At 71.6% G+C, this 18,619-nt stretch carries 18 protein-coding genes; 6 read left to right on the top strand and 12 right to left on the bottom strand.

Going from position 1 to position 18,619, the window contains the following annotated elements:
* Window positions 1–141: 141 nt before the first annotated feature.
* The gene (locus ACWDSL_RS42960) at window positions 142–1,377 is read right to left on the bottom strand and encodes a PucR family transcriptional regulator (protein WP_450493838.1); all 1,236 of its coding nucleotides are present in this window, start codon (window positions 1,375–1,377) and stop codon (window positions 142–144) included.
* Window positions 1,378–1,792: 415 nt separating this feature from the next.
* Here ACWDSL_RS42960 and ACWDSL_RS42965 point away from each other — a divergent pair, with 415 nt between their 5' ends.
* The 4 genes from ACWDSL_RS42965 to ACWDSL_RS42980 all read left to right on the top strand — a co-directional run bounded on the left by ACWDSL_RS42965 (window position 1,793) and on the right by ACWDSL_RS42980 (window position 5,994).
* The gene (locus ACWDSL_RS42965) at window positions 1,793–2,632 is read left to right on the top strand and encodes a hypothetical protein (protein WP_450493840.1); all 840 of its coding nucleotides are present in this window, start codon (window positions 1,793–1,795) and stop codon (window positions 2,630–2,632) included.
* The gene (locus ACWDSL_RS42970; RefSeq protein ID WP_450493842.1) at window positions 2,620–4,134 is read left to right on the top strand and encodes an NADH-ubiquinone oxidoreductase-F iron-sulfur binding region domain-containing protein; all 1,515 of its coding nucleotides are present in this window, start codon (window positions 2,620–2,622) and stop codon (window positions 4,132–4,134) included. The genes ACWDSL_RS42965 and ACWDSL_RS42970 overlap by 13 nt, the downstream gene beginning before the upstream one ends.
* Window positions 4,135–4,341: 207 nt before the next feature.
* Window positions 4,342–5,337 (top strand): SCO0930 family lipoprotein, encoded by a 996-nt coding sequence (locus ACWDSL_RS42975; RefSeq protein ID WP_450493844.1) that lies wholly within the window; start codon window positions 4,342–4,344, stop codon window positions 5,335–5,337.
* 105 nt (window positions 5,338–5,442) lie between these two features.
* Window positions 5,443–5,994 (top strand): hypothetical protein, encoded by a 552-nt coding sequence (locus tag ACWDSL_RS42980; RefSeq protein ID WP_450493846.1) that lies wholly within the window; start codon window positions 5,443–5,445, stop codon window positions 5,992–5,994.
* A 7-nt stretch (window positions 5,995–6,001) separates the two neighbouring features.
* Here the strand turns inward: ACWDSL_RS42980 and ACWDSL_RS42985 are convergent, their stop codons facing one another.
* Together ACWDSL_RS42985 and ACWDSL_RS42990 are read right to left on the bottom strand one after the other, a co-directional pair.
* The gene (locus ACWDSL_RS42985) at window positions 6,002–6,691 is read right to left on the bottom strand and encodes an HAD family hydrolase (RefSeq protein ID WP_450493848.1); all 690 of its coding nucleotides are present in this window, start codon (window positions 6,689–6,691) and stop codon (window positions 6,002–6,004) included.
* 336 nt (window positions 6,692–7,027) lie between these two features.
* Window positions 7,028–7,963 (bottom strand): ScbA/BarX family gamma-butyrolactone biosynthesis protein, encoded by a 936-nt coding sequence (locus ACWDSL_RS42990; RefSeq protein ID WP_450493850.1) that lies wholly within the window; start codon window positions 7,961–7,963, stop codon window positions 7,028–7,030.
* Window positions 7,964–8,074: 111 nt separating this feature from the next.
* On the opposite strand from ACWDSL_RS42990, the gene ACWDSL_RS42995 reads away from it, so the two are divergent.
* Window positions 8,075–8,707: a ScbR family autoregulator-binding transcription factor gene (locus tag ACWDSL_RS42995; protein WP_450493869.1), complete on the top strand. Its 633-nt coding sequence runs from the start codon at window positions 8,075–8,077 to the stop codon at window positions 8,705–8,707.
* Between the two features lie 46 nt (window positions 8,708–8,753).
* Here ACWDSL_RS42995 and ACWDSL_RS43000 read toward each other — a convergent pair whose 3' ends face one another.
* From ACWDSL_RS43000 to ACWDSL_RS43040, 9 genes are all read right to left on the bottom strand, one after another.
* Window positions 8,754–9,569 carry an endonuclease I family protein gene (locus ACWDSL_RS43000; protein WP_450493852.1) on the bottom strand — a complete coding sequence of 272 codons (816 nt, stop codon included), beginning with the start codon at window positions 9,567–9,569 and terminating at the stop codon, window positions 8,754–8,756.
* Between the two features lie 136 nt (window positions 9,570–9,705).
* Window positions 9,706–10,386 carry an SDR family NAD(P)-dependent oxidoreductase gene (locus tag ACWDSL_RS43005; protein WP_450493854.1) on the bottom strand — a complete coding sequence of 227 codons (681 nt, stop codon included), beginning with the start codon at window positions 10,384–10,386 and terminating at the stop codon, window positions 9,706–9,708.
* On the bottom strand, window positions 10,379–11,629 hold the full coding sequence (locus ACWDSL_RS43010) for a sialidase family protein (protein ID WP_450493855.1): 1,251 nt from the start codon (window positions 11,627–11,629) through the stop codon (window positions 10,379–10,381). Before ACWDSL_RS43010 ends, ACWDSL_RS43005 begins: the two co-directional genes overlap by 8 nt.
* A gap of 62 nt (window positions 11,630–11,691) precedes the next feature.
* Entirely contained in the window at window positions 11,692–12,702 is a 1,011-nt protein-coding gene (locus tag ACWDSL_RS43015; protein WP_450493857.1) for an aldo/keto reductase, read from the bottom strand.
* A gap of 90 nt (window positions 12,703–12,792) precedes the next feature.
* Entirely contained in the window at window positions 12,793–13,674 is an 882-nt protein-coding gene (locus ACWDSL_RS43020) for an ATP-binding cassette domain-containing protein (RefSeq protein WP_450493859.1), read from the bottom strand.
* The gene (locus ACWDSL_RS43025) at window positions 13,671–14,531 is read right to left on the bottom strand and encodes an ABC transporter ATP-binding protein (RefSeq protein WP_450493861.1); all 861 of its coding nucleotides are present in this window, start codon (window positions 14,529–14,531) and stop codon (window positions 13,671–13,673) included. Before ACWDSL_RS43025 ends, ACWDSL_RS43020 begins: the two co-directional genes overlap by 4 nt.
* Window positions 14,528–15,457 carry an ABC transporter permease gene (locus ACWDSL_RS43030; RefSeq protein ID WP_450493863.1) on the bottom strand — a complete coding sequence of 310 codons (930 nt, stop codon included), beginning with the start codon at window positions 15,455–15,457 and terminating at the stop codon, window positions 14,528–14,530. Before ACWDSL_RS43030 ends, ACWDSL_RS43025 begins: the two co-directional genes overlap by 4 nt.
* A gap of 3 nt (window positions 15,458–15,460) precedes the next feature.
* Complete coding sequence (locus tag ACWDSL_RS43035) at window positions 15,461–16,390, bottom strand: ABC transporter permease (RefSeq protein WP_450493865.1); 930 nt, start codon at window positions 16,388–16,390, stop codon at window positions 15,461–15,463.
* 3 nt (window positions 16,391–16,393) lie between these two features.
* A complete protein-coding gene (locus tag ACWDSL_RS43040) occupies window positions 16,394–17,968 on the bottom strand; it encodes an ABC transporter substrate-binding protein (RefSeq protein WP_450493866.1) in 1,575 nt (524 codons plus the stop codon).
* A 313-nt stretch (window positions 17,969–18,281) separates the two neighbouring features.
* Between ACWDSL_RS43040 and ACWDSL_RS43045 the strand changes: the two genes are divergently transcribed.
* The coding region (locus tag ACWDSL_RS43045; protein WP_450493868.1) for a four-carbon acid sugar kinase family protein at window positions 18,282–18,619 on the top strand (338 nt) is incomplete at its 3' end.

Genomic DNA, 18,619 nt, shown 5'->3' on the forward strand with positions numbered 1-18,619 from the left:
TTCTCCAAACTCTCACACCCCCCCCCGTTCTTCCTATCTCCCGGGGGGGCGGCCCGCCCCCACCACCCCCCACCCCTTGGCGCTGCGGGCCGCGATCCGCGGCCGGCAGCTCCATGTGGTCGGGCTCATACGGCCCCTGGCTCACAGTCCGTTGACGCGCGCCTCCCTCGCGATGCCGCCCACGGGCCGCAGGCCGGTCGGCGCTCCGCGGCCCCTGCGGGTGACCGCCCGGGAGTAGTGGCGCCTGATCCGGTCCATCTGCGCCATCAGGCGTCGGCCGCGCAGCGCCATCTCCAGCTCGAAGCGTATCCGCGGGTCCCGCAGGCCCGGCCCGAAGAGCTTCTCGATCTGCCGCAGCCGGTAACGCACGGTCTGCGGGTGCACTTTGAGCGCTTTGGCCGCCTCGGGCGCGCCACCGCCCTCGAGCCAGGCGAGCAGGGTCATCTGCAGCCGCTCGCTCTGCCGGGGGGTCAGCCCGGCCAGCGGCTTGAGCCAGCGGGAGGCCAAGGCCCGTACCAGCGACTCGTCCTGGAGCAGCAGCAGCGTGGAGAGGTGGTCGTCCACGAAGAGTATCCGGGCCTCGGGGCCGCTGCGCGCATGGGTCATGGTCAGCAGCCGGCGGGCCCACCGCACCGAGGAGACCGCGTCGTTCAGCGGAACGACATGGCCGACGGAGGCGGTACGGCCCCGCAGCGCGGCCTCCAGCGCGCCACGCGCGGAGCCGGGCTCGGTGCCGGTGTCCCGGTCGGGGTCCGGCTCGGCGGTCGCTCCCTCGGTCAGGGGAGTGTCCGGGCCGGTGCCCGTGGCGGTAGCGGTGGCGGTGGCGGTGCCGACGGGTGTGCCGGTGTCAGTGCCTGTGTCCGGGTCAGGGATCAGCAGGCAGAGCTCGTCGCCGACGGCGCCGATCAGGGTGTCGCCGAACACCGCGGCCAGTTGCGGTGCTTCGCCCGGGGTGGGCAGTGCGATGGCCTGGATCGTTTCAGGCAGCGGCCAGCGGGCGGCCCGGGACAGCTCGGCCAGGCCACGCTCGGATACGGGTACCTCGCCGACCAGGGCGTCGAAGAGATCGCGCCTGGCCCGCTCGGGCGGTACCTCGGTCAGGGGGCCACGGCCCCGGGCGCCATCGGCCGCCACATGTTCGGTGGCCTCGTCGCCTGGGGTCCGGTAGCCGAGTGCGGTCAGCAGAGCCTGTTCGACCGTCCATCGCACCTTGTCACGCTCAGTGTCCTCCAAGAGGTTGGCGAATCCCGGAATTCTGCGCCGAAGGGTCTCAATCACCTCTTCGGCCAGGGACGGGAGTTCATTGCGCAGGACGCGGGTCCGCTCGCCACGGGTGGGACGGGGGGACCAGATGCGGTTCGCGAGTTCGCCCATCATTACCTCGTTCTTGCCGGGGGGAGGCCTGGCCGTTGGGGGGTCGGTCAGGCCCGTGGAGGTTGCCTCCGTCGCCGGGTCGTCCACTCCGGAAAAGGGAGTCGAGGGTCCTCCGATGAATCTTGGAGGAACCCCTCCCCTGCCGGTCCCGGCGCTTTGCCGGGTCTTTGCCATCGAAATGACAGTGGAGCAGCCCAAGACGGTGTGGGCAGTGGTCGTCCACAAGAAGTTGTCACATTACGACAAATCTTATGGAGATCACGTGTAGTTCGGAGATGCTGCCGTACCCAAAGACGACTTGACGTACTCGTCACTCGCGCGATCAGGCGCGATCGGGAGGCTTTCGATGCCCATGCCCCAGCCGCCGACTCCCCCGATTCCGGGGCCGCGCCGCAGGGCTCGCCACGGCGGATCAACCATGCCACAAGGACCCGGAGGACCCGGGGGGCGACGAGCCGACCGCCGCGCCCGCCCGGTCCGGGCCGGCATCGGCTGGCCGCGCCACTCCGCGCTGTACGCCGCTGTCGCGGCGGTCATAATCTCACTGATCGTGGCCGGCAACGCCGGTGCGTTCACGAAAACTTGGGCCTTCCTGGACTTCGGGGCCGGTGTCCTCGCACTGGTCTCGCTGAGCAGCGCCGTGCTGTGGGGCCTGGCGGCCACCGACCGGCTGATCCTCCACTCGAGGCACCGGCTGCTCGCCCAGGGCGTCCACCGCGCCGCCGCGGTGGCCGGCCTGCTCTTTCTCGCGCTCCATGTGTGGGTGAAGGTGGCAGAGAGTCACACGCCCGCCGCGGCCATCGTGATACCGTTCGCTGACGCAAATAAACCTGTGCTGATCGGACTTGGCACCTTGGCCGGATACCTGTTCATCATGGCGGCGGTGACGGGAGCGGTACGCAGCTCCTTCGCCTCCGCCGGCAAGTCCCGCTGGCGCTACCGCTGGTGGCGGGCGCTGCATGTGTCGGCTTACGTCGCATGGTGCGCCGCGCTGGTCCACGGCCTGAAGGCGGGTCGCGTGGCGAAGGAGTGGGCGACCGCCTCCTATGCCGTCGCGCTGGTCGCCGTGGCCATCACACTGTGGATCCGGCTCGCCAGCCGCCGGGCCGAGCGCAGCGAGCGCGATGCCATCGTCACCGGCCAGATCCCCGTGATCCCCAGTGCCCGGGGCGGCGGGCCGCGCAAGCCTCCGACGGCCGGCGGGGCCTCCTCCCGTGACGGCGAACCCCTCGGCGCCTCGCGCGGGTGGGGCGCGTGATCTCGACCAAACCCAGACTGGCCTGTATCGATCCGCCCCGGCTGCTGGCCGGGTTGGACGAGACATACCGGCTCGACCGCGTCGGTCATCTGACCGTCCACGGCTCGATGCCCGCGCTGCGCGCGGACGAGCTGGTGGCCCTCGCGGAGAACATCGACCTGCGCGGGCGAGGTGGCGCGGGTTTTCCGTTCGCCAAGAAGGTGACGGCCGTCATCGAGTCGGCCGGCCGCCGGGACGGCCGCTGCGCGGTGGTCGTCAACGGCAGTGAGGGCGAACCCAGTTGCCTCAAGGACACCGCGCTGCTGCTGCACACCCCGCATCTGGTCATCGACGGGGCCGTGCTGGCCGCCACCGCGATGGGTGCCGACGATGTGGCCATCGCGGTCCACCGGCCGGATGTCGAGGAGTCGCTGAGCGCCGCCATCGCCGAGCGCGGCCCGAGCGGGCCGCGGGTGCAGGTGAGCGTGACGGACGACCGCTTCGTGGCCGGCGAGGGCGGCGCGGTCATCAACGGCATCAGTGGCGCCCCGGCCATCCCCAACGGCCGCAAGATCCGCACCAGCGACAGCGGCCTGGCCGGGCTGCCGACCCTGCTGTCCAACACCGAGACATTCGCCCAGCTCGCGGTGGCCGCCCGGATGGGCGCCCTGCCGTTCCGCTCGGTGGGGCTGCCCACCGAGCCCGGCACCACCCTGCTGACGGTGGGCGGGAAGTTCGTCATGGAGACCCCGTTCGGGGTGCCGCTCAGCTACGTCCTGGAGCTGTGCGGCCTCACCCCGGGCCAGGGGGTCCTGGTGGGCGGCTACCACGGCAAGTGGCTGCTGCCCGACAGCCTGGCGTCGGTGAACATCTCCCGGGAGTCCATGGAGAAGTACAACGCGCGGCTCGGGGCCGGAGCGGTGCTGCCGATCCCGGAGAACACCTGCCCGGTCGGTGAGACCGCCCGGGTGGCGCGCTGGCTGGCGGGCGAGACCGCCAACCAGTGCGGGCCCTGCTTCATCGGGCTGCCCGCGCTCGCGGACGCCATCGACCAGGTCGAACGGGGCGGTGGCCAGGCGGCGTTGGACACCGTCAGCGCGTACATCGAGTCGGTGAAGCGCCGTGGCGCCTGCAGCCACCCCGATGGCACGGCCGGCTTTGTGACCACCGCGCTGGAGGCGTTTCCGGACGAGTTCCGGGAGCACGCGCTGGGCCCCGGATGCGGCCGTCCCACGCTCGGGGTGCTGCCGCTGACCGACGGCGCCCCCTCCGGGCCGCTGGCCCTGCCCCCGGGCCCCTCCGCCGCCCGGCGGGACGAGCGGGACGAGTCGGAGCAGTTGCTCGTGGACTGGACGCTGTGCCAGGGCCATGGGCTGTGCGCGGACATCCTCCCCGAGGTGATCGAGCTCGGCATCGACGGCTACCCGAACCGGGCCAAGTACGGTGTGCCGCGCCAGCTGCGCGGGCAGGCCGTCCGCGCGGTACGGCGCTGCCCCGCGCTCGCGCTGCGCATGGAGGCGTAGCCCGGCTCCCATCCCTCACCCTCCCTCATCTTCCTCATCTCGACGGCCGTCATGGAACGGCCGTCGATTCGTTTGGGCTCAACGAACGCCGAACTTTTGCGTCTGATGACAAATTCCGAAGGCCATGAACGCGCGCCGAGACGCCCTCCGTATGCAAGTGACGTCGGCGCAAAACAGCCGCCGGAACGCAGGCTTGAAGGAGTGGGCATGAAGAAGCGGCAGATCGCGTTCGCGGGGGCCTCCGTCGCGATGGTCCTGATGACGGCGGCGTGCGGCGCCAGTGAGAACAAGTCCGCGGGCAGCGCCAACGTCCAGCCCATCGGCGGCACCCAGACCGTGGGTGTCGGCGCCACATCGGGCGCGTCGGGCTATGGCACCGGCGCCGGCACGGGCGCCGGGAACGAGGCCGGGGGCGACAGCGGCGACGCCACCTCCGGCAAGGACGCGCTGACCGGCCCGGCCAAGCAGCTGTCCGTACGGGACGTGCCCAAGCTCGGCTCGGTCGTGACCGACAGCAAGGGCTGGACCCTGTACCGGTTCGACGAGGACACCTCCGGCGCCTCCCCCAAGTCCAGCTGCAACGACGCCTGCGCCACCAAGTGGCCCCCGGTGCCCGCGAGCGACGCCACCGTCAGCACCGGGATCGCCGAGAAGGAACTCGGCTCGGTCACCCGCGCCGACGGCACCAAGCAGCTCACGCTGGGCGGCTGGCCGGTGTACCGCTTCGCCGGGGACACCAAGGCCGGGGACACCAAGGGCCACGGCGTGGGCGGCACCTGGAACGCGCTGGCACCCGACGGCAAGCCGGCCGGGAAGAAGGCCGCCCAGGACAACAGCCTCCAGCTCGCGGTCACCAGCAACGCCAAGCTCGGAAAGATCGTCGTGGACGGCCAGGGCATGACCGTCTACCGGTTCGACAAGGACAGCGCCTGGCCGATGAAGACCGGCTGCCTGAACGCCTGCCTGGAGACCTGGAAGCCCGTCAAGCCGGTCGACACCAGCAAGGTCGCCGGGGTCGACCCCAAGAAGCTCACCACGTTCACCCGGCCCGACGGGTCCAAGCAGCTGGCCTTCGACTGCTGGCTGCTGTACACGTTCACCGGGGACACCAAGCCCGGCGACACCAACGGACAGGGCAAGCAGGGGCTGTGGTTCGCGGTCACCGACAAGGCCAAGAAGGCCGGCGTGGCCGCCTCGGAGTGATACACAGACAAGCGGTCCGTACGAAGCAAGCGGTCCACCGAGCGGGGTGGCCCGAGGCCATGAGGGCACCGGGCCACCCCGCCGGACCACCACCGGGAGGTTGACGTGTCACACGTACTGCGTGCCACCGCGCTCTGCGCGGTGCTGCTGGTGAGCGGCTGCGCCGGGAGCGAGGGGCAGAGCCACTCCGGCCACGCACAGAAGAAAACCTCCCCGTCAGCCGAGAAATCCGGTGCGAAGTCCGGCACGAAATCCGGCGCGGACTCCGCCGGGCCCGCGTCGCTGACGAAGATCGCCGATGCCATCGGCTGCAAGGCGAACGTCGTCACGGACGCCGAGGAGCTGCGCCAGGCGGCGTGCAAGGCCGGTAAGTCCCAGTACACCGTGGTCACCTTCGCCACCGACAAGGGCAAGCGCGATTGGCTGTCGGTTTCCAAGGACTACGGCGGCACCTACCTGGTGGGCTACCGCTGGTCGGTGACGGCCCCGTCGGAGGACTCCCTGAAGCCGCTGCGCGTCAAGCTCGGCGGCACCATCGAGACCGGTACGTTCCACGGGGGCATGGAACACGGGGGCTCAGAGGACAAGGGCACGGAGCACGACGGCATGGACATGGAGCCCGGGAAGGGCCACGCCACCCACGCGCAACACAACTGACCCGGGGTCAGGGTCTGCGGGTGTCCGCCCATTTGACCAGGTCGGGATCCGCGAGGCTCGCGACCCACAGATCCACCGGTGGGATTTCGCCGACGGCGTTGTCCAGTGATTTGCGCGGGCCCACCGCGAGGACCCTGAGCCCGGCCCGGGACGCGGACACGAAGCCGCAGTGGGAGTCCTCGACCGCCAGCGCGTCGCCGGGGGCCGCACCGCACAGCCGGGCGGCCTCCAGATAGACGTCCGGATACGGCTTGGGGCGCACCTCCCCCTCCGGGACCAGCACATGGCCGAAGTACCGCAGCAGCCCCGCGCGGGACAGCCCGGCCTCGACCACATCGCGCGGGCAGTTGCTGGCGACGGCCAGCGGGGCGAACGCGGCGGTCTTGCGGACGAGTTCGGTGGCGCCCGGCATGGTGACCGGGTCGTCGGCCACCAGCTGGCGGAAACTCGCGAGGAGTTGTTCGGTCATCTGCTCGGCGAGCGCGGGGGCGCCCGCGTACTCGGCCAGCATGCGGCCGCACTCGGTGTAGTGGAGACCCTTGGTGGCCTGCGCGAACTCCGGGTCGGGGGCGCAGCCGTGGTGGCCGAGCACCACCTCGCGCGCCTTTTCCCAGTGGCGTTCGGAGTCCATGAGGGTGCCGTCGCAGTCGAAGACGATGGCGGCGGGGGTCCAAGCGAGAAGCGTGTTGGCTGTCATCTGCCTGCCGTTCCATGGGGGTGGACGATCGGCGCAGGGCGTGCCTGTACCTGCTGAAGAGCAGCGCAGTGGGGTTCCTGGCGGCTCAGGCGTGGGGTTCCTGGCGGCTCAGGCGCGGATGCGCCAACCGCTGCCGCCGACGCGCGAGCGCTTGATCGCGTGCGCGACGCGGGAAGCCGTACAGGCGGAGAGTCGCCTGCCCGAAAGATAACGATCACTACGGTAGTTTGATGACCCGCAGTAAGCAAGAAATTACCATGTGTCGGCGTTTTGTTCGTCGCGCTTGTGCTCGCCGACGCTTTGCTCGTCAGCCTGTTGTTCGTCGCTCAGGGGTACTCAGGGGTACTGAAGTACGCCGACCACGGTCCACTCCCCCGCCTGCCTCAGCCGGAAGACACAGGTCCTGCCGTGCGGGACGCACTCCACCCGGGCGGGCGGGGCGAATTCGGTGAACCGCAGGGCGCGGAGCCGGCAGCCGACGGGGCGGGTGTGAACACCCTCCGTCGCCAACGCCGCGGCCTGGCGGGCGGCTTCCAGCAGCACCAGGCCCGGCACATGGTCGCTCCAGTGGTCGAAGAAGAAGGGGTGGCGCAGGTCCGCCGGGTCCAGGCGCAGAATGCCCGCCTCCCGCACCACCAGAACGTCGCGCGCCGCCGGCACCGCCACCGACCGCGGCGAGGGCCGGGCGAGAACACCGACCCGCGGCGGCGCGGTCGCCTCCGACGCCGCCCGACGGGCCGTCTCATACGCCGGTGGGTCCAGGAAGCGCGCGGTGCCACCGGCCCGCGCGAAGGGCATCCCGTCCACGAGAAGCCCGACGTCGATCCGCAGCCCGGTGACGAACCGCCCGCAGGGCGTGGTGCGCACATCGGTCACCGCGGCGCGGCAGACCACATCCGTGGCCCCGTGTTCGGCCCACGGCTCGGCGGCCGGATCGAGCGAGAAGGACAGGTCCCGGATCACGAAGTGCGCCCCCGCGGGGGTGGCGAAGTGGCGGGACGGCAGATAGATGCCCAGCTGGCGCAGGGTTTCGGCGACCATCAGGGGGTGGTGGCGGCCGTCCGGGCCATGCGGAAACGTGGGATGGGAGCGTGGCCACTGCACCGCGGCCACGAACCGGTCGCCGCCCAGCGCGCGGACGTCGGTGAGCAGCACTTCGGCCACCGAGGCGCGGTGCACCGCCTCGCGCGCCACGGTGCGGGACCAGCTCAGCCGCCGCGCCACGAGCTCCCACGGCTCCGGGACGCCACACGCCTCACCAAGGATCGCCATAAAATACTAGTAATGGTGGACCTGTGGGTCTTCACCTCCATGACATGCGACAAGTCCGCTAAGTTCACCCCGACAACGCACCGCACGCGACGGAACGAGGACGGACACCACGTGCAAGAGCGGGCCGAGCAGACACGCCGAACCCTCCTGGAAGCGGCGGCTTCCCTCTTCGACGAACGGGGCTACGCCGGCACCAGCATCAGCGATATCGCCGCCCGGTCCGGCCACACCAGCGGCGCCATCTACTTCCACTACGCGAGCAAGGAAAAGCTCGCGCTCGCCGTCGTCGAGGGACACTTCGCCACCTGGCCACCGCTGATCGAGCAGTACGCCAACACCGCCTCCGGCACCGGCACCCCGGCCCTGGAGCGGCTGGTGCGGCTGAGCTTCGCGGTGGCCCGCGCCTTCCGCGACGACATCGTCGTACGGGCGGGGGCGCGGCTGTGGACGGAGCGCACCCTGATCGCGGCGCCGCTCCCGCCGCCGTTCGTCGGCTGGATCGACGCCGTGACCGAGATGCTGGAGCGGGCGCACGTCGAGGGCGACCTCGTCCCGCATATCGACCCCGAGCGCGCCGCCCGGACCGTCGTCTGCGCCTTCTTCGGCGTGCACACCGTCTCCGAGGCCCTGGACCGGCGCCGGTCCATCGAGGACCATCTGGCCGATCTATGGGCGCTGCTGCTGCCCTCGCTTCAGACCCGCCCCATCGCCACGGAGCTGTTCCCGATGGCCCGGCGGGGCTGAGAACGGGGCTGCCGACAGGCTTGAGGGCGGGTCCGAGAGCGCGCGGCTACCAGATCTCGTCGACCCACTCGGGGTGGTCGACGAACGGGTTGCGGTTGTGCTGGTAGTCGTCGTATATCACCTGGTTGCGCCGCTGCTCAAAGGCGTCCGGCGGGTCCTCGGCGCTCCACTTGCGCAGCACGGACAGCCGCCCCAGATACGGCTGACTGCCGTTGCCCGCCTTGTCGTTGACCTCGAGGTCGGCGAAGCCGTCGCCGCCCTCGTAGCGCACCGCCATGTAGAAGATCATGCGGGCCACATCGCCCTTGACGGCGTCGCGGGGCTCGAAGGAGTCGGAGTCGGTGTAGCTGCCGGGCGCCTCGGACACCGCGGAGCCGCCCTCGTCGAAGTCCTTGTTGCCGCGGGTGCTGTTGACCGACACGTCCTCGGGGCGCAGATGGTGCAGATCGGTGCCCGGACCGGTCGCGGTGCCGAAGTCACCGTGTGACTTGGCCCAGACGTGTTCCCGGTTCCAGTCGTTGGCGTTGCCGCCGTTGGAACTCTTGCTCTGCGAGCGGCCGGAGTAGAGCAGGATGACGTTGGCGGAGTTACGGGGGTCCTCGTCGGTGTTCTTGAGGGCGTCCCACACCTGGCTGTAGGTCAGTTTGCTGTTGGTGCTGATGATCTTGTGCAGGGCGTCTTTGAGGGGTTGCCCCGTCTTGCCGATCGCGTCCTTGTAGTACGTGTCGTCATAGCCGGCTGCCCGCGTCGAGTCGGCGAAGGTGGTGCCGGCGGTGGCGGGAGTCTGCACGGTGGCGGTCACGGCCACCGCGCAGACCAGCAGGGCCAGGGATTTCCAGCGGGTCACACGGGTGATGTGCACAGGCGGTCCTCTCCCCGATTCACGTTCGATCGCCGAAAGCGTGTCAGAGAGCCGATCTCCCAAAGGTGAACGGCAAGAGGAGGTCTCGTGACAGGGTCATGACTAACGCCGGGTGCGGGTGAAGCCCCCCGGGGGGTTACAGCGAAGCGCCCCCGCACATCACCAGCGTCTGACCGGTGGTCGAGCCGCCCTCCGGGCCGAGCAGAAACGACGTCAGCCCGGCCACCTCCTCGGGCCGTACGAGCCTGCCCAGCGGCGGCACGACCGGAGGGGTCGCGCTGCGGCCGGGGTCCCGCAGCATCGGGGTGTCCGTGGGGCCGGGGGCCACCACGTTCACGGTGATCGCGCGCGGCGCCAACTCCGCCGCCCAGGACCGGGCCATGGCCGCAAGCGCCGCCTTGGTGGCCGCGTACTGGCTCTTGCCCGGCACACCGGTCATGGTGCGGCTGCCCACGAGGACCACCCGTCCCCCGTCCGCGATCCGGTCCGCCAAGGCGTCGACCAGGACCTCGGCCGCCTGCACATGGACCCGCCACATCAGCTCGCCGTCGGCCGCCGAAAGACCACCGAGCCGGGCGGAGCGCTGAACACCCGCCGCGTGCACGATCGCGTCCACCCCGGCCACCGGGGCGAGCGCGTCCCGCACCGCCTCCGGACGCCCCAGATCGACCGGCAGCCAGCGCATCCGCTCGGCGGACGCCGGCTCCGTACGGCTGATCCCGGTGATCCGCCACCCCTCGTCCAGCAACCGGGTCGCGATGGCGGCGCCGATTCCGGAGCTGGCACCGGTGACCACCGCGTGGCGTGGCTCAGACATCGGCCGCCCAATCCGGCGCCACCCGTACGTACTTGATGGCCCGGCGGTGGTAGGTGTACGCGATGTGCACCGCGCCGTCCGGTGTCTGGGTCACGGAGGGATAGGACAGCTCGCGGTTGAGGCGGTCCCGCGAGTTGTTGGTCAGACAGTGTCCGTCACCGGTGTCGAGGTCCCTGCGGTGCGGCCAGGTGTGGCCGCCGTCGGACGACAGGGCGAGCGTCATCGGGGCCCGCGGGGCGCCCCAGAAGGCGGTCTTGCCGCCCTCGGCCGGCTCGGGCGCGGCGGTGGCGGCGGTGGCGGTGGCGGTGGCGGCCGGGGACTCGCCCGCCTGGCCGTCGTCGTCGATCTCGTCGTAGAGCGAGACCCGGCGCGCGGTGGCGTCCGCGGCGCTGCTGTGGTTGTAGACCAGCGCGAGCCGTCCGTCGGCGAGCGGGACGTACTGGACGGAGGAGTTGTTGTTGGGCAGCTCCGTCGCCACCGGCTCGCTCCAGGTCTCGCCGCCGTCGCGGGAGTGCGAACGGTAGATGGCGTCCGCCCACCGGCTGCGGAAGAGGGCGAGCAGAGTGCCGTCGGGCAGCGGGTGGATGTTCATGTGCACACATCCGGTGGACCCGGGCACCGGCCGCTCCCGCCAGGTCCGCCCCTGGTCGTCGCTGATCATCACCGCGCTGGTGTCGTGGTCCCCCACCCACGGGACGCCCGGGGTGGCCACGCAGTGGAACACCGGCAGCAGCCACCGGCCGCCGTCCAGGACGACCGGGGGCTGACGTACGAAGACACCGCCCGTCGCGGTGGCCGGGAACAGCGTGCGCGTCGGCCCCCAGGTGGCGCCCCCGTCAGCCGATGTGCGCAGCCGTACCTCGGCGGTGTCCTGGTTGCCCGCCTGCTGGGCGGTGTGCAGCAGCCACAGCTCGCCGGTGGGCGCGGAGAAGAGCACGGGGTTCTGCTCGGAGCGTGTCAGGTCGTCGGAGAGCCGCACCGGGTCGGTCCAGGTGTCCGCGCCCGGGGCGAGCCGGGAGAACCATACGCAGATGTCGGCGACGCCCTCCTGCGTACCTCCGAACCACACGCACCCGAGGTCGCCCCCGGGCAGGACGGCCAGGTTGGCGGCGTGGTTCTGCACGGCGGGGGCCGGCAGGAACGCCTCGACGCGCGCCGGGTCGTCCGGGCGCTCGCGCACCCGCCCGTCGGTCCGCAGCTCCTCGGCGGCCTGCGCTGGGGTGGTGTCGTGGTCGGCGGTCATGCCGCGGGCTCCTTCGATGGTGCGGGGTGGGTGTCAGGTGACAGTGGTGCTGGGGAGGGAAGTCAGCGGTTATAAGCCGGCATCGGCCCCCGCAGTCGGGCCCCGACCTCGTCGCAGGCCGCGACCACGTCGGCCGGCAGCGGACCCGCCTCGGCCGCCGCCACATTGGCCCGCAGATGCTCGACGCGCGAGCCGCCGAGCAGCAGCGCGTCCACCCCGTCCCGGTCGAGCAGCCACCGCAGCGACAGCTCGACGAGCCCGAGGTCCGCGCCCTCGGCGATCCGGGCCAGGACCTGGACGGCCTCGAAGAGCCGGGGATCCCAGTACCGCTGCCGGTACATCTCGGCCAGCCGGGAGTCGCCGAACCGCCCCGACTCGGGCGTCTCCTCGAAGACATGGCGCCCCGTCAGCAGCCCGCCGCCGAGCGGGTTGTAGACCATGGTGCGCACCCCGCTGGTGGCCGCGTACTCCAGGTACTCCTCCTCCACCCGCCGGGCCAGCAGGTTGTACAGCTGCTGGGCGACCACCGGCCGCGGCGCGCCCACCCGCTCCGCGGTGTGGCCGACCTCCGCGATCTGCCAGGCCGCGTAGTTGGACACGCCCAGCGCCAGGACCTTGCCCTCGGCGACGAACTCGGCGACGGTGCTCAGGGTTTCCTCGAGCGGGGCCGACCGGTCGGGCTGGTGCAGATAGAAGAGGTCGACGTGGTCGGTGTTCAGGCGCCGGAGGCTGCCTTCGAGGGCCGCCCGCAGCCCGCGCGCGGACAGCGGGGAGTGGTCGCCGTGGTCGGGGTGCGGCATTCCGGCCTTGGTGGCCAGCACGATCCGGTCCCGGCGGCCGGGCAGCAGCTCGGCCAGGATCGTCTCGGTGGCCCCCCCGGCATACGCGTTGGCGGTGTCCACACCGGTCACCCCGGCGTCGAGCGCCGCGTCCAGCATCGCGGCGGCACCGGCCCGGTCGACCGTGTCGCCGAAGGTCATGGTGCCCAGCACCAGGCGCGAGAGCGGCACCGGTACGCCGGGCAGCTCGACCGCGCCGGGCGAGGTCCGGGAGGGGGTGTCGGGGTGGGTCATCAGGGGGTGGCTCCTTCGGCCTGCGCCCCGGCGCGCCTGACCTGGCGCGCCGGGGTGCGACGGGCGTAACGGATGTAGCGGGACAGTGGGTCAGGACGGAGTGGCGGGATCCGGCGATGTGGCGGTTTCCGACGCGGTGGCGGCCTCCGCCGCGGTGACGATCGCGGAGACCAGGGCGCGCGGTTTACGCCCCCGCATCGTCGTCGGGTCGAGGGCGGCGCGGCGCAGCGCCCTGGTGTACGGCTCGGCGGGCCCGGCGAGCACCGTCTCCGTGGGGCCGGACTCGACGACCCGTCCGCTCCGCATCACCATGACCTCGGAGCTGATCTCGCGGACCACCCCGAGGTTGTGGGAGATGACGATGTAGGCGAGCTGCCGCTCGGCCTGCAGATCGCGCAGCAGCCTGAGCACCTGCGCCTGGACGGAGACGTCGAGCGCGGAGGTGGCCTCGTCGCAGACCAGCAGTTCGGGGTCGCTGGCCAGGGCGCGGGCGATGCCGATGCGCTGCCGCTGCCCTCCGGAGAACTCGCCGGGTCGCCGGTGGAGGGCGCTGGAGGGCAGCCCGACCTGGTCGATCAGCTCCGCGGCCCGGCGAGCGCGCTCGGCCTTGGAGGTGACTCCGGCCAGCCGCAGCGGCTCGGCCACGGTCTCCTCGGCCGTCAGATGGGGGTCCAGGGAACCGTACGGGTCCTGGAAGACCATCTGCACCCGGCGGCGCAGCGGGCGCAGCCGCCGCTCCGGGAGGGTGGCGATATCGGTGCCGTCGAGCAGGATGCGGCCCTCGGTGGGGCGCAGCAGCCGGACGAGGGAGCGGGCGATGGTGGACTTGCCGCAGCCGGATTCGCCGACGATGGCGAGCGATCCGCCGCGTTCGACGGTGAAGCCGACGCCGTCCACGGCGCGGAACTTCCCCCCGTGGACGGGGTATTCGACGACAAGGTCCTCGACGGCCAGCAGGGGTGGTGTGGTCACAGCGCCTCCCGGTGTGCGGCGGCGGGGGCCTGGGAGGTGTTCTCGTCCCAGGGGCCCAGGGTGGGGACGGCGGCGAGCAGGCCGCGGGTGTACGGCTCGGCGGGGTGGTCGACGATCCGCTCGACGGGGCCGGACTCCACGAACCGGCCGTCGCGCATGACGTGGATACGGTCGGACACCAGCCGGGCCACGCCCAGGTCGTGGGTGATCATCAGGATGCCGATGCCGGTGCGCTCCTGCAACTCCATGAGCAGGTCCAGGACGCCGGCCTGGACGGTGACGTCCAGGGCCGAGGTCGGTTCGTCGGCGACCAGCAGCTTCGGCTCGGCGGCCAGGGCAATGGCGATGAGGACACGCTGCAGCATGCCGCCCGAGAACTGGTGCGGATAGGCGCCCCAGCGGGTCTCGGGGTGCGGAATGCGCACCCGGCCGAGGAGTTCGATGCCGCGGGTGCGCGCCTCGGCCTTGGACAGTTCGGGGTGGCGCAGCCGCAGCGCCTCGCCCAGCTGGTGCCCGATGGTGTGCACGGGGCTGAGCGCGGTCATCGGGTCCTGCGGGATGAGGGAGACGCCGCGGCCGCGGATCCGCCTGATGGCCTTGGGGTCGGCGATGATGTCGCAGCCCAGCACACGGGCGGTGCCGGACAGTACGGCAAGACCGTCGGGCAGCAGCCGCAGCAGGCCCATGGCGGTGGTGGACTTGCCGGAGCCGGACTCGCCGATGAGCGTGACCGTCTCGCCCGGGGCGATGGTGAAGCCGACGCCGTCGACGGCGCGGACCACGCCGCGGTCGGTGATCAGCTCGATCTGCAGGTCCTCGACCTCAAGCAGGGGGGCCGTCTCGCTGGTCTCGCTCATGAGGAGGCCTCCGTGGCGCGTCGGCGGGTACGGTCGCGCAGACCGTCGCCCAGCAGGTTGACCCCGACCACCAGGAGCACGATGACCAGGCCCGGCAGGGTCACCAGCCACCAGGAGGTGGTGATGTAGTCCTGGCCGTCGGAGATGATCCGCCCCCAGGTGGCGAACGGCCGCTGGGGTCCGGCGCCGAGGTAGCTCAGCGCGCTCTCCAGCAGCACCGCCTGGGCGAGCAGCAGGAGGACGACCAGGGACGCCTGGCGGACGATGTTGGGGATGATGTGGCGGGCCAGGATGGCGACCTGGCGCAGTCCGAGTACCCGGGCGGCGGCCACGTACGGCTTCTCCCGCTCGACCAGGACCAGCGACCGGGTGAGCCGGGCGACTTCGGGCCACTGGGCGACGGCGATCACGCACGTGATGACGGTGACGGAGGGGCCGAAGAGGGCGACGACCAGCAGCAGCATCATCAGCAGCGGCAGCGACATCTGGGCTTCGAGCAGCCGGGAGACGACCGTGTCGACCCAGCGGCCGAAGTATCCGGCCGCGGCGCCGGCGACGATGCCGATGAGGCCGGAGACGACGACCGCCAGTACGCCGACGGTCAGCGACACCTGGCCGCCGTGCAGCACCCGGGAGAGCAGGTCGCGGCCGAGCTGGTCGGTGCCGAAGAGGTGGCCGTCGGTCAGCGGCGGCAGCCGGCGCGCGGAGAGGTCCTGGTCGTCGGCTCCGGCCAGCGGCAGCAGCTGGGCGAGGGCCACGGGGACCACCACCAGCAGGGTGCACACGGCGCCGACCCACAGTTTCAGGCTCGCGCTGCGGCTGCGCCGGGTGGCGGTGGCGCGCCCCAGGTCCTTCGCGGTGACCGCGCTCGGGCGGGGCGGGTGGGCCGTCTCGGCCGGGGCCGGGGGTTCGAGGGCGCCTTTCATCTCTCAGGCCGCCTTTCCCAGGCGTACCCGCGGGTCGAGCAGCGGGTAGGCCAGGTCGATGAGGAGTTGGACGAAGACCGCCAGGGCGGCGGTGACCAGGACGGTGGCCTGGATGAGCGGGTAGTCGCGGGTCTCCAGGGCGCGGACGACCAGGGAGCCGACACCGGGCCAGCCGAAGACCACCTCGACCACCACGACGCCGTTGAGCATCGCGGCGAACCGGGTGCCGAGCGCGGTCAGCACCGGGATGGCGGAGTTGCCCAGGGCGTAACGCCAGGTCAGCGCGCGCTCCGAGACACCGCGGGAGCGGGCGACGGTGATGTATGAGGAGGAGAGGGCCGCGACCATCTCGCGGCGGACCAGCCGGGAGATCAGCGCCATCTGCAGGATCGCCACGGTGACGGTCGGCAGGACAAGACCGCCCCAGGTGGTGAACCCGGAGGCGGGGAGCACCGGCACCAGCACGGCGAAGACGGTCAGCAGCATCACGCCGATCCAGAAGTCCGGCATGGACTGTCCGGCGATGGTGAGGACGTTGGCGCCCAGTTCGCGCTTGGTGTCGGCGCGGCGGGCCATCCATACGCCGAGCGGTACGGCGACGAGCGTGGTGAGCGCGATCGCGGCGACGGAGAGGGTGATGGTGTACGGGACGCGGTCGAGCACCACGTCGAAGGCGGGGGCGTGGAAGGAGTAGCTGGTCCCCAGGTCGCCGGTGAACAGATCGCGCAGGAAGACCCAGTACTGCGTGAGCAGGCTGTCGTCGAGGCCGAACTGTTCGCGGATCCGCGCCAGGTCCTCGCTGGTCGGGTTGGGTCCGGCCAGAGCCGTGGCGGGGTCGCCGGGGGCCATGCGCACCAGCACGAAGACGGTGGAGAGGGTGAGGAAGATGGTCAGGACGCTCTGGCCGAGGCGGCGGAGCAGATAGCGGATCACGGCTCAGCCCTCCAGGCGCACGGCGGCGACGTCGTATGAGTTGACCTGCAGAAGCCGCACGTCGTGTACACGGGTGCGGCGGGCCAGCACCACATTGGGGATGAAGGCCCACAGGCAGGGTCGGGTGTCCCAGATCGCCTTCTGGACGTCGGCGAGCTTCTTGTTCCGGGTCTTCTCCTCGCTCTCGGAGGAGGCGTCGGCGATCCGGGCCGCGATCTCGGGGAAGACATAGCCCTGGTAGGTGTCCCGGGTCTTCTCCTTCGCCGGGGTGCCTCCGTACATGCCCTGGAGGCTGGTGCTGGCGTAGCCGGTGGGGACGGAGTAGCCGTTGCCGAGGACGTCCCAGTCGCCGCGGCGGCCCTGCCGCCACTGCAGGATGTCGCCGCCGGGCTGGAACTGCTGGAGGGATGCGCGGACGCCGGCGGCGCGCAGCATCTCCAGCACGGCCTCCATCACCGAGGTGTCCCCGGGGAACTCGCCCGACTCCCAGATGATCTTCACCTTGAGGTCGCCGGCGCCGAGCGCGGCCAGCCGTTTACGGGCTTTGCCGGGGTCGTAGACATAGGACCCGGTGCGCACCGCGCCCCTGAGGGCCAGCGGGACCACGCCCTCGGCCTGCTGGGCGGAGCCGGTGAGCACATCGCGCACCAGGGCCTCGCCGTCGATGGCGTAGCTGAGCGCCTCGCGCACCCGGGGGTCGGCCAGCGGATGTCCCCGGGGTTTGCGGAAGTTGAAGAACAGCTGGTTGACCCGGGTGCCCGAGGTGCGGTCGAGCCGTACGCCGGGCAGACCGCGCAGCTGCTCCGCGGAGTCGGGGGTGATGGTGTCGATCACGTCGAGCTCACCGCTGCGCACCGCGACGACACGGCTGGACTCCTCGGGGACGAAGCGCACCCGCACCTTCTCGGTGGCAGGGCGCCGTCCCCAGTAGTTGCGGTTGGCGGCCAGGGAGTATTCGCCGGTGCCGGAGTTCGCCGAGGTGACGACGTACGGGCCCGAGCCCACCCCGCCGGTCAGCTCCTCGGGGCGGTTCTTGGCGGCCGGGCTGATCAGGATGTTGGCCATCAGCTGGTCGAGGATCGGCACCGGGTGCTCGGTGCGCAGATAAAAGGTGCGCTCGTTCACCGGCTCGACGGTGGGCAGCTCGGGGAACAGGCCGATCAGAAAGGACCCGTTGACGCCCGCGTACATCTTCAGGGCGGTGGCCACGTCCTTGACCGTGACCGGGGTGCCGTCGGAGTACCGCACTCCGGCGCGCAGCCGGACCGTCCAGCGGGTGGGCTCGGTCATCTCGAAGCGGTCGGCGAGCACCAGCTCGGTGTTCAGGCCCTTGCCGATCCGGGTGAGGCCCTGGCGGACGGCGCGCTGTACCGTGACCGCCGCGTCGAACTGGTTGAGCTTGTTGTCGAGGCTGACCAGGGAGCGGTTCAGCCCCAGGCTGATGGTGCCGGGGCCGGGGGCACCGGTGGGCCCCGCGCACCCGGCCAGGGGGCCGAGGGCGAGGCCGGCTGTGGCACTCGCGCCCAGGCGCAGCACGGTCCGCCGGCTGGGGTGCGGACCGGATGAGATACGGGTCATCGTCGACCTCTCGGCATTTCAGGGGAGCGACCGGCTCGCTCGATCCGCCCGGATCGCCGCCGGGCGGGTCGTAGACCGTCCGGCGGTGGGACCCGCGGCGTCGCGGGCCTCTCCTGCCGGACGGTCTTAGTGTCGCGGCGTCACCGTGGCACGGATGCGCGTTTCACGCAATACCCCTCGCACACTTCGCGCAGCGTGTGTCATCATCGGGACCGTCGGGGCGGCGCGTGCCGCCGCCTTGCGCCGTCCCCGCGGTTCCGCGCCGTTCTTCTGCGCTGTCCCTCGCTGTCCCTGGTCGTTCGAGGAGGTACCGGTGGAACCGACGCCCAGCAGGCGGCTGCTCGCCGTCGCGGACGACCTGTCCGGCGCGGCCGAGACGGCCGCCGGGCTTGAATCGCGCACAACGCGCAGTCGGGTGGTGCTCGTTGGGGGTTCGGCCGCCCCGCGCCACCCGGGCGAGGCGACCGTACTGGACCTCGACTCGCGCCATCTGCCGGCCGCCGCGGCGGCCGAGGCGGTCCGCGCCGCGCTGGCCCTGCCGCCCCCGGGCGACACCCTCGTACTGAAGAAGATCGACTCGCTGCTGCGCGGCAATGTGGCCGCCGAGGTGGCCGCCCTCGCCGCGGACGGCGCGAGCGTGGTCGTCGCACC

It is taken from the genome of Streptomyces sp. NPDC000941 (genome assembly GCF_053599555.1).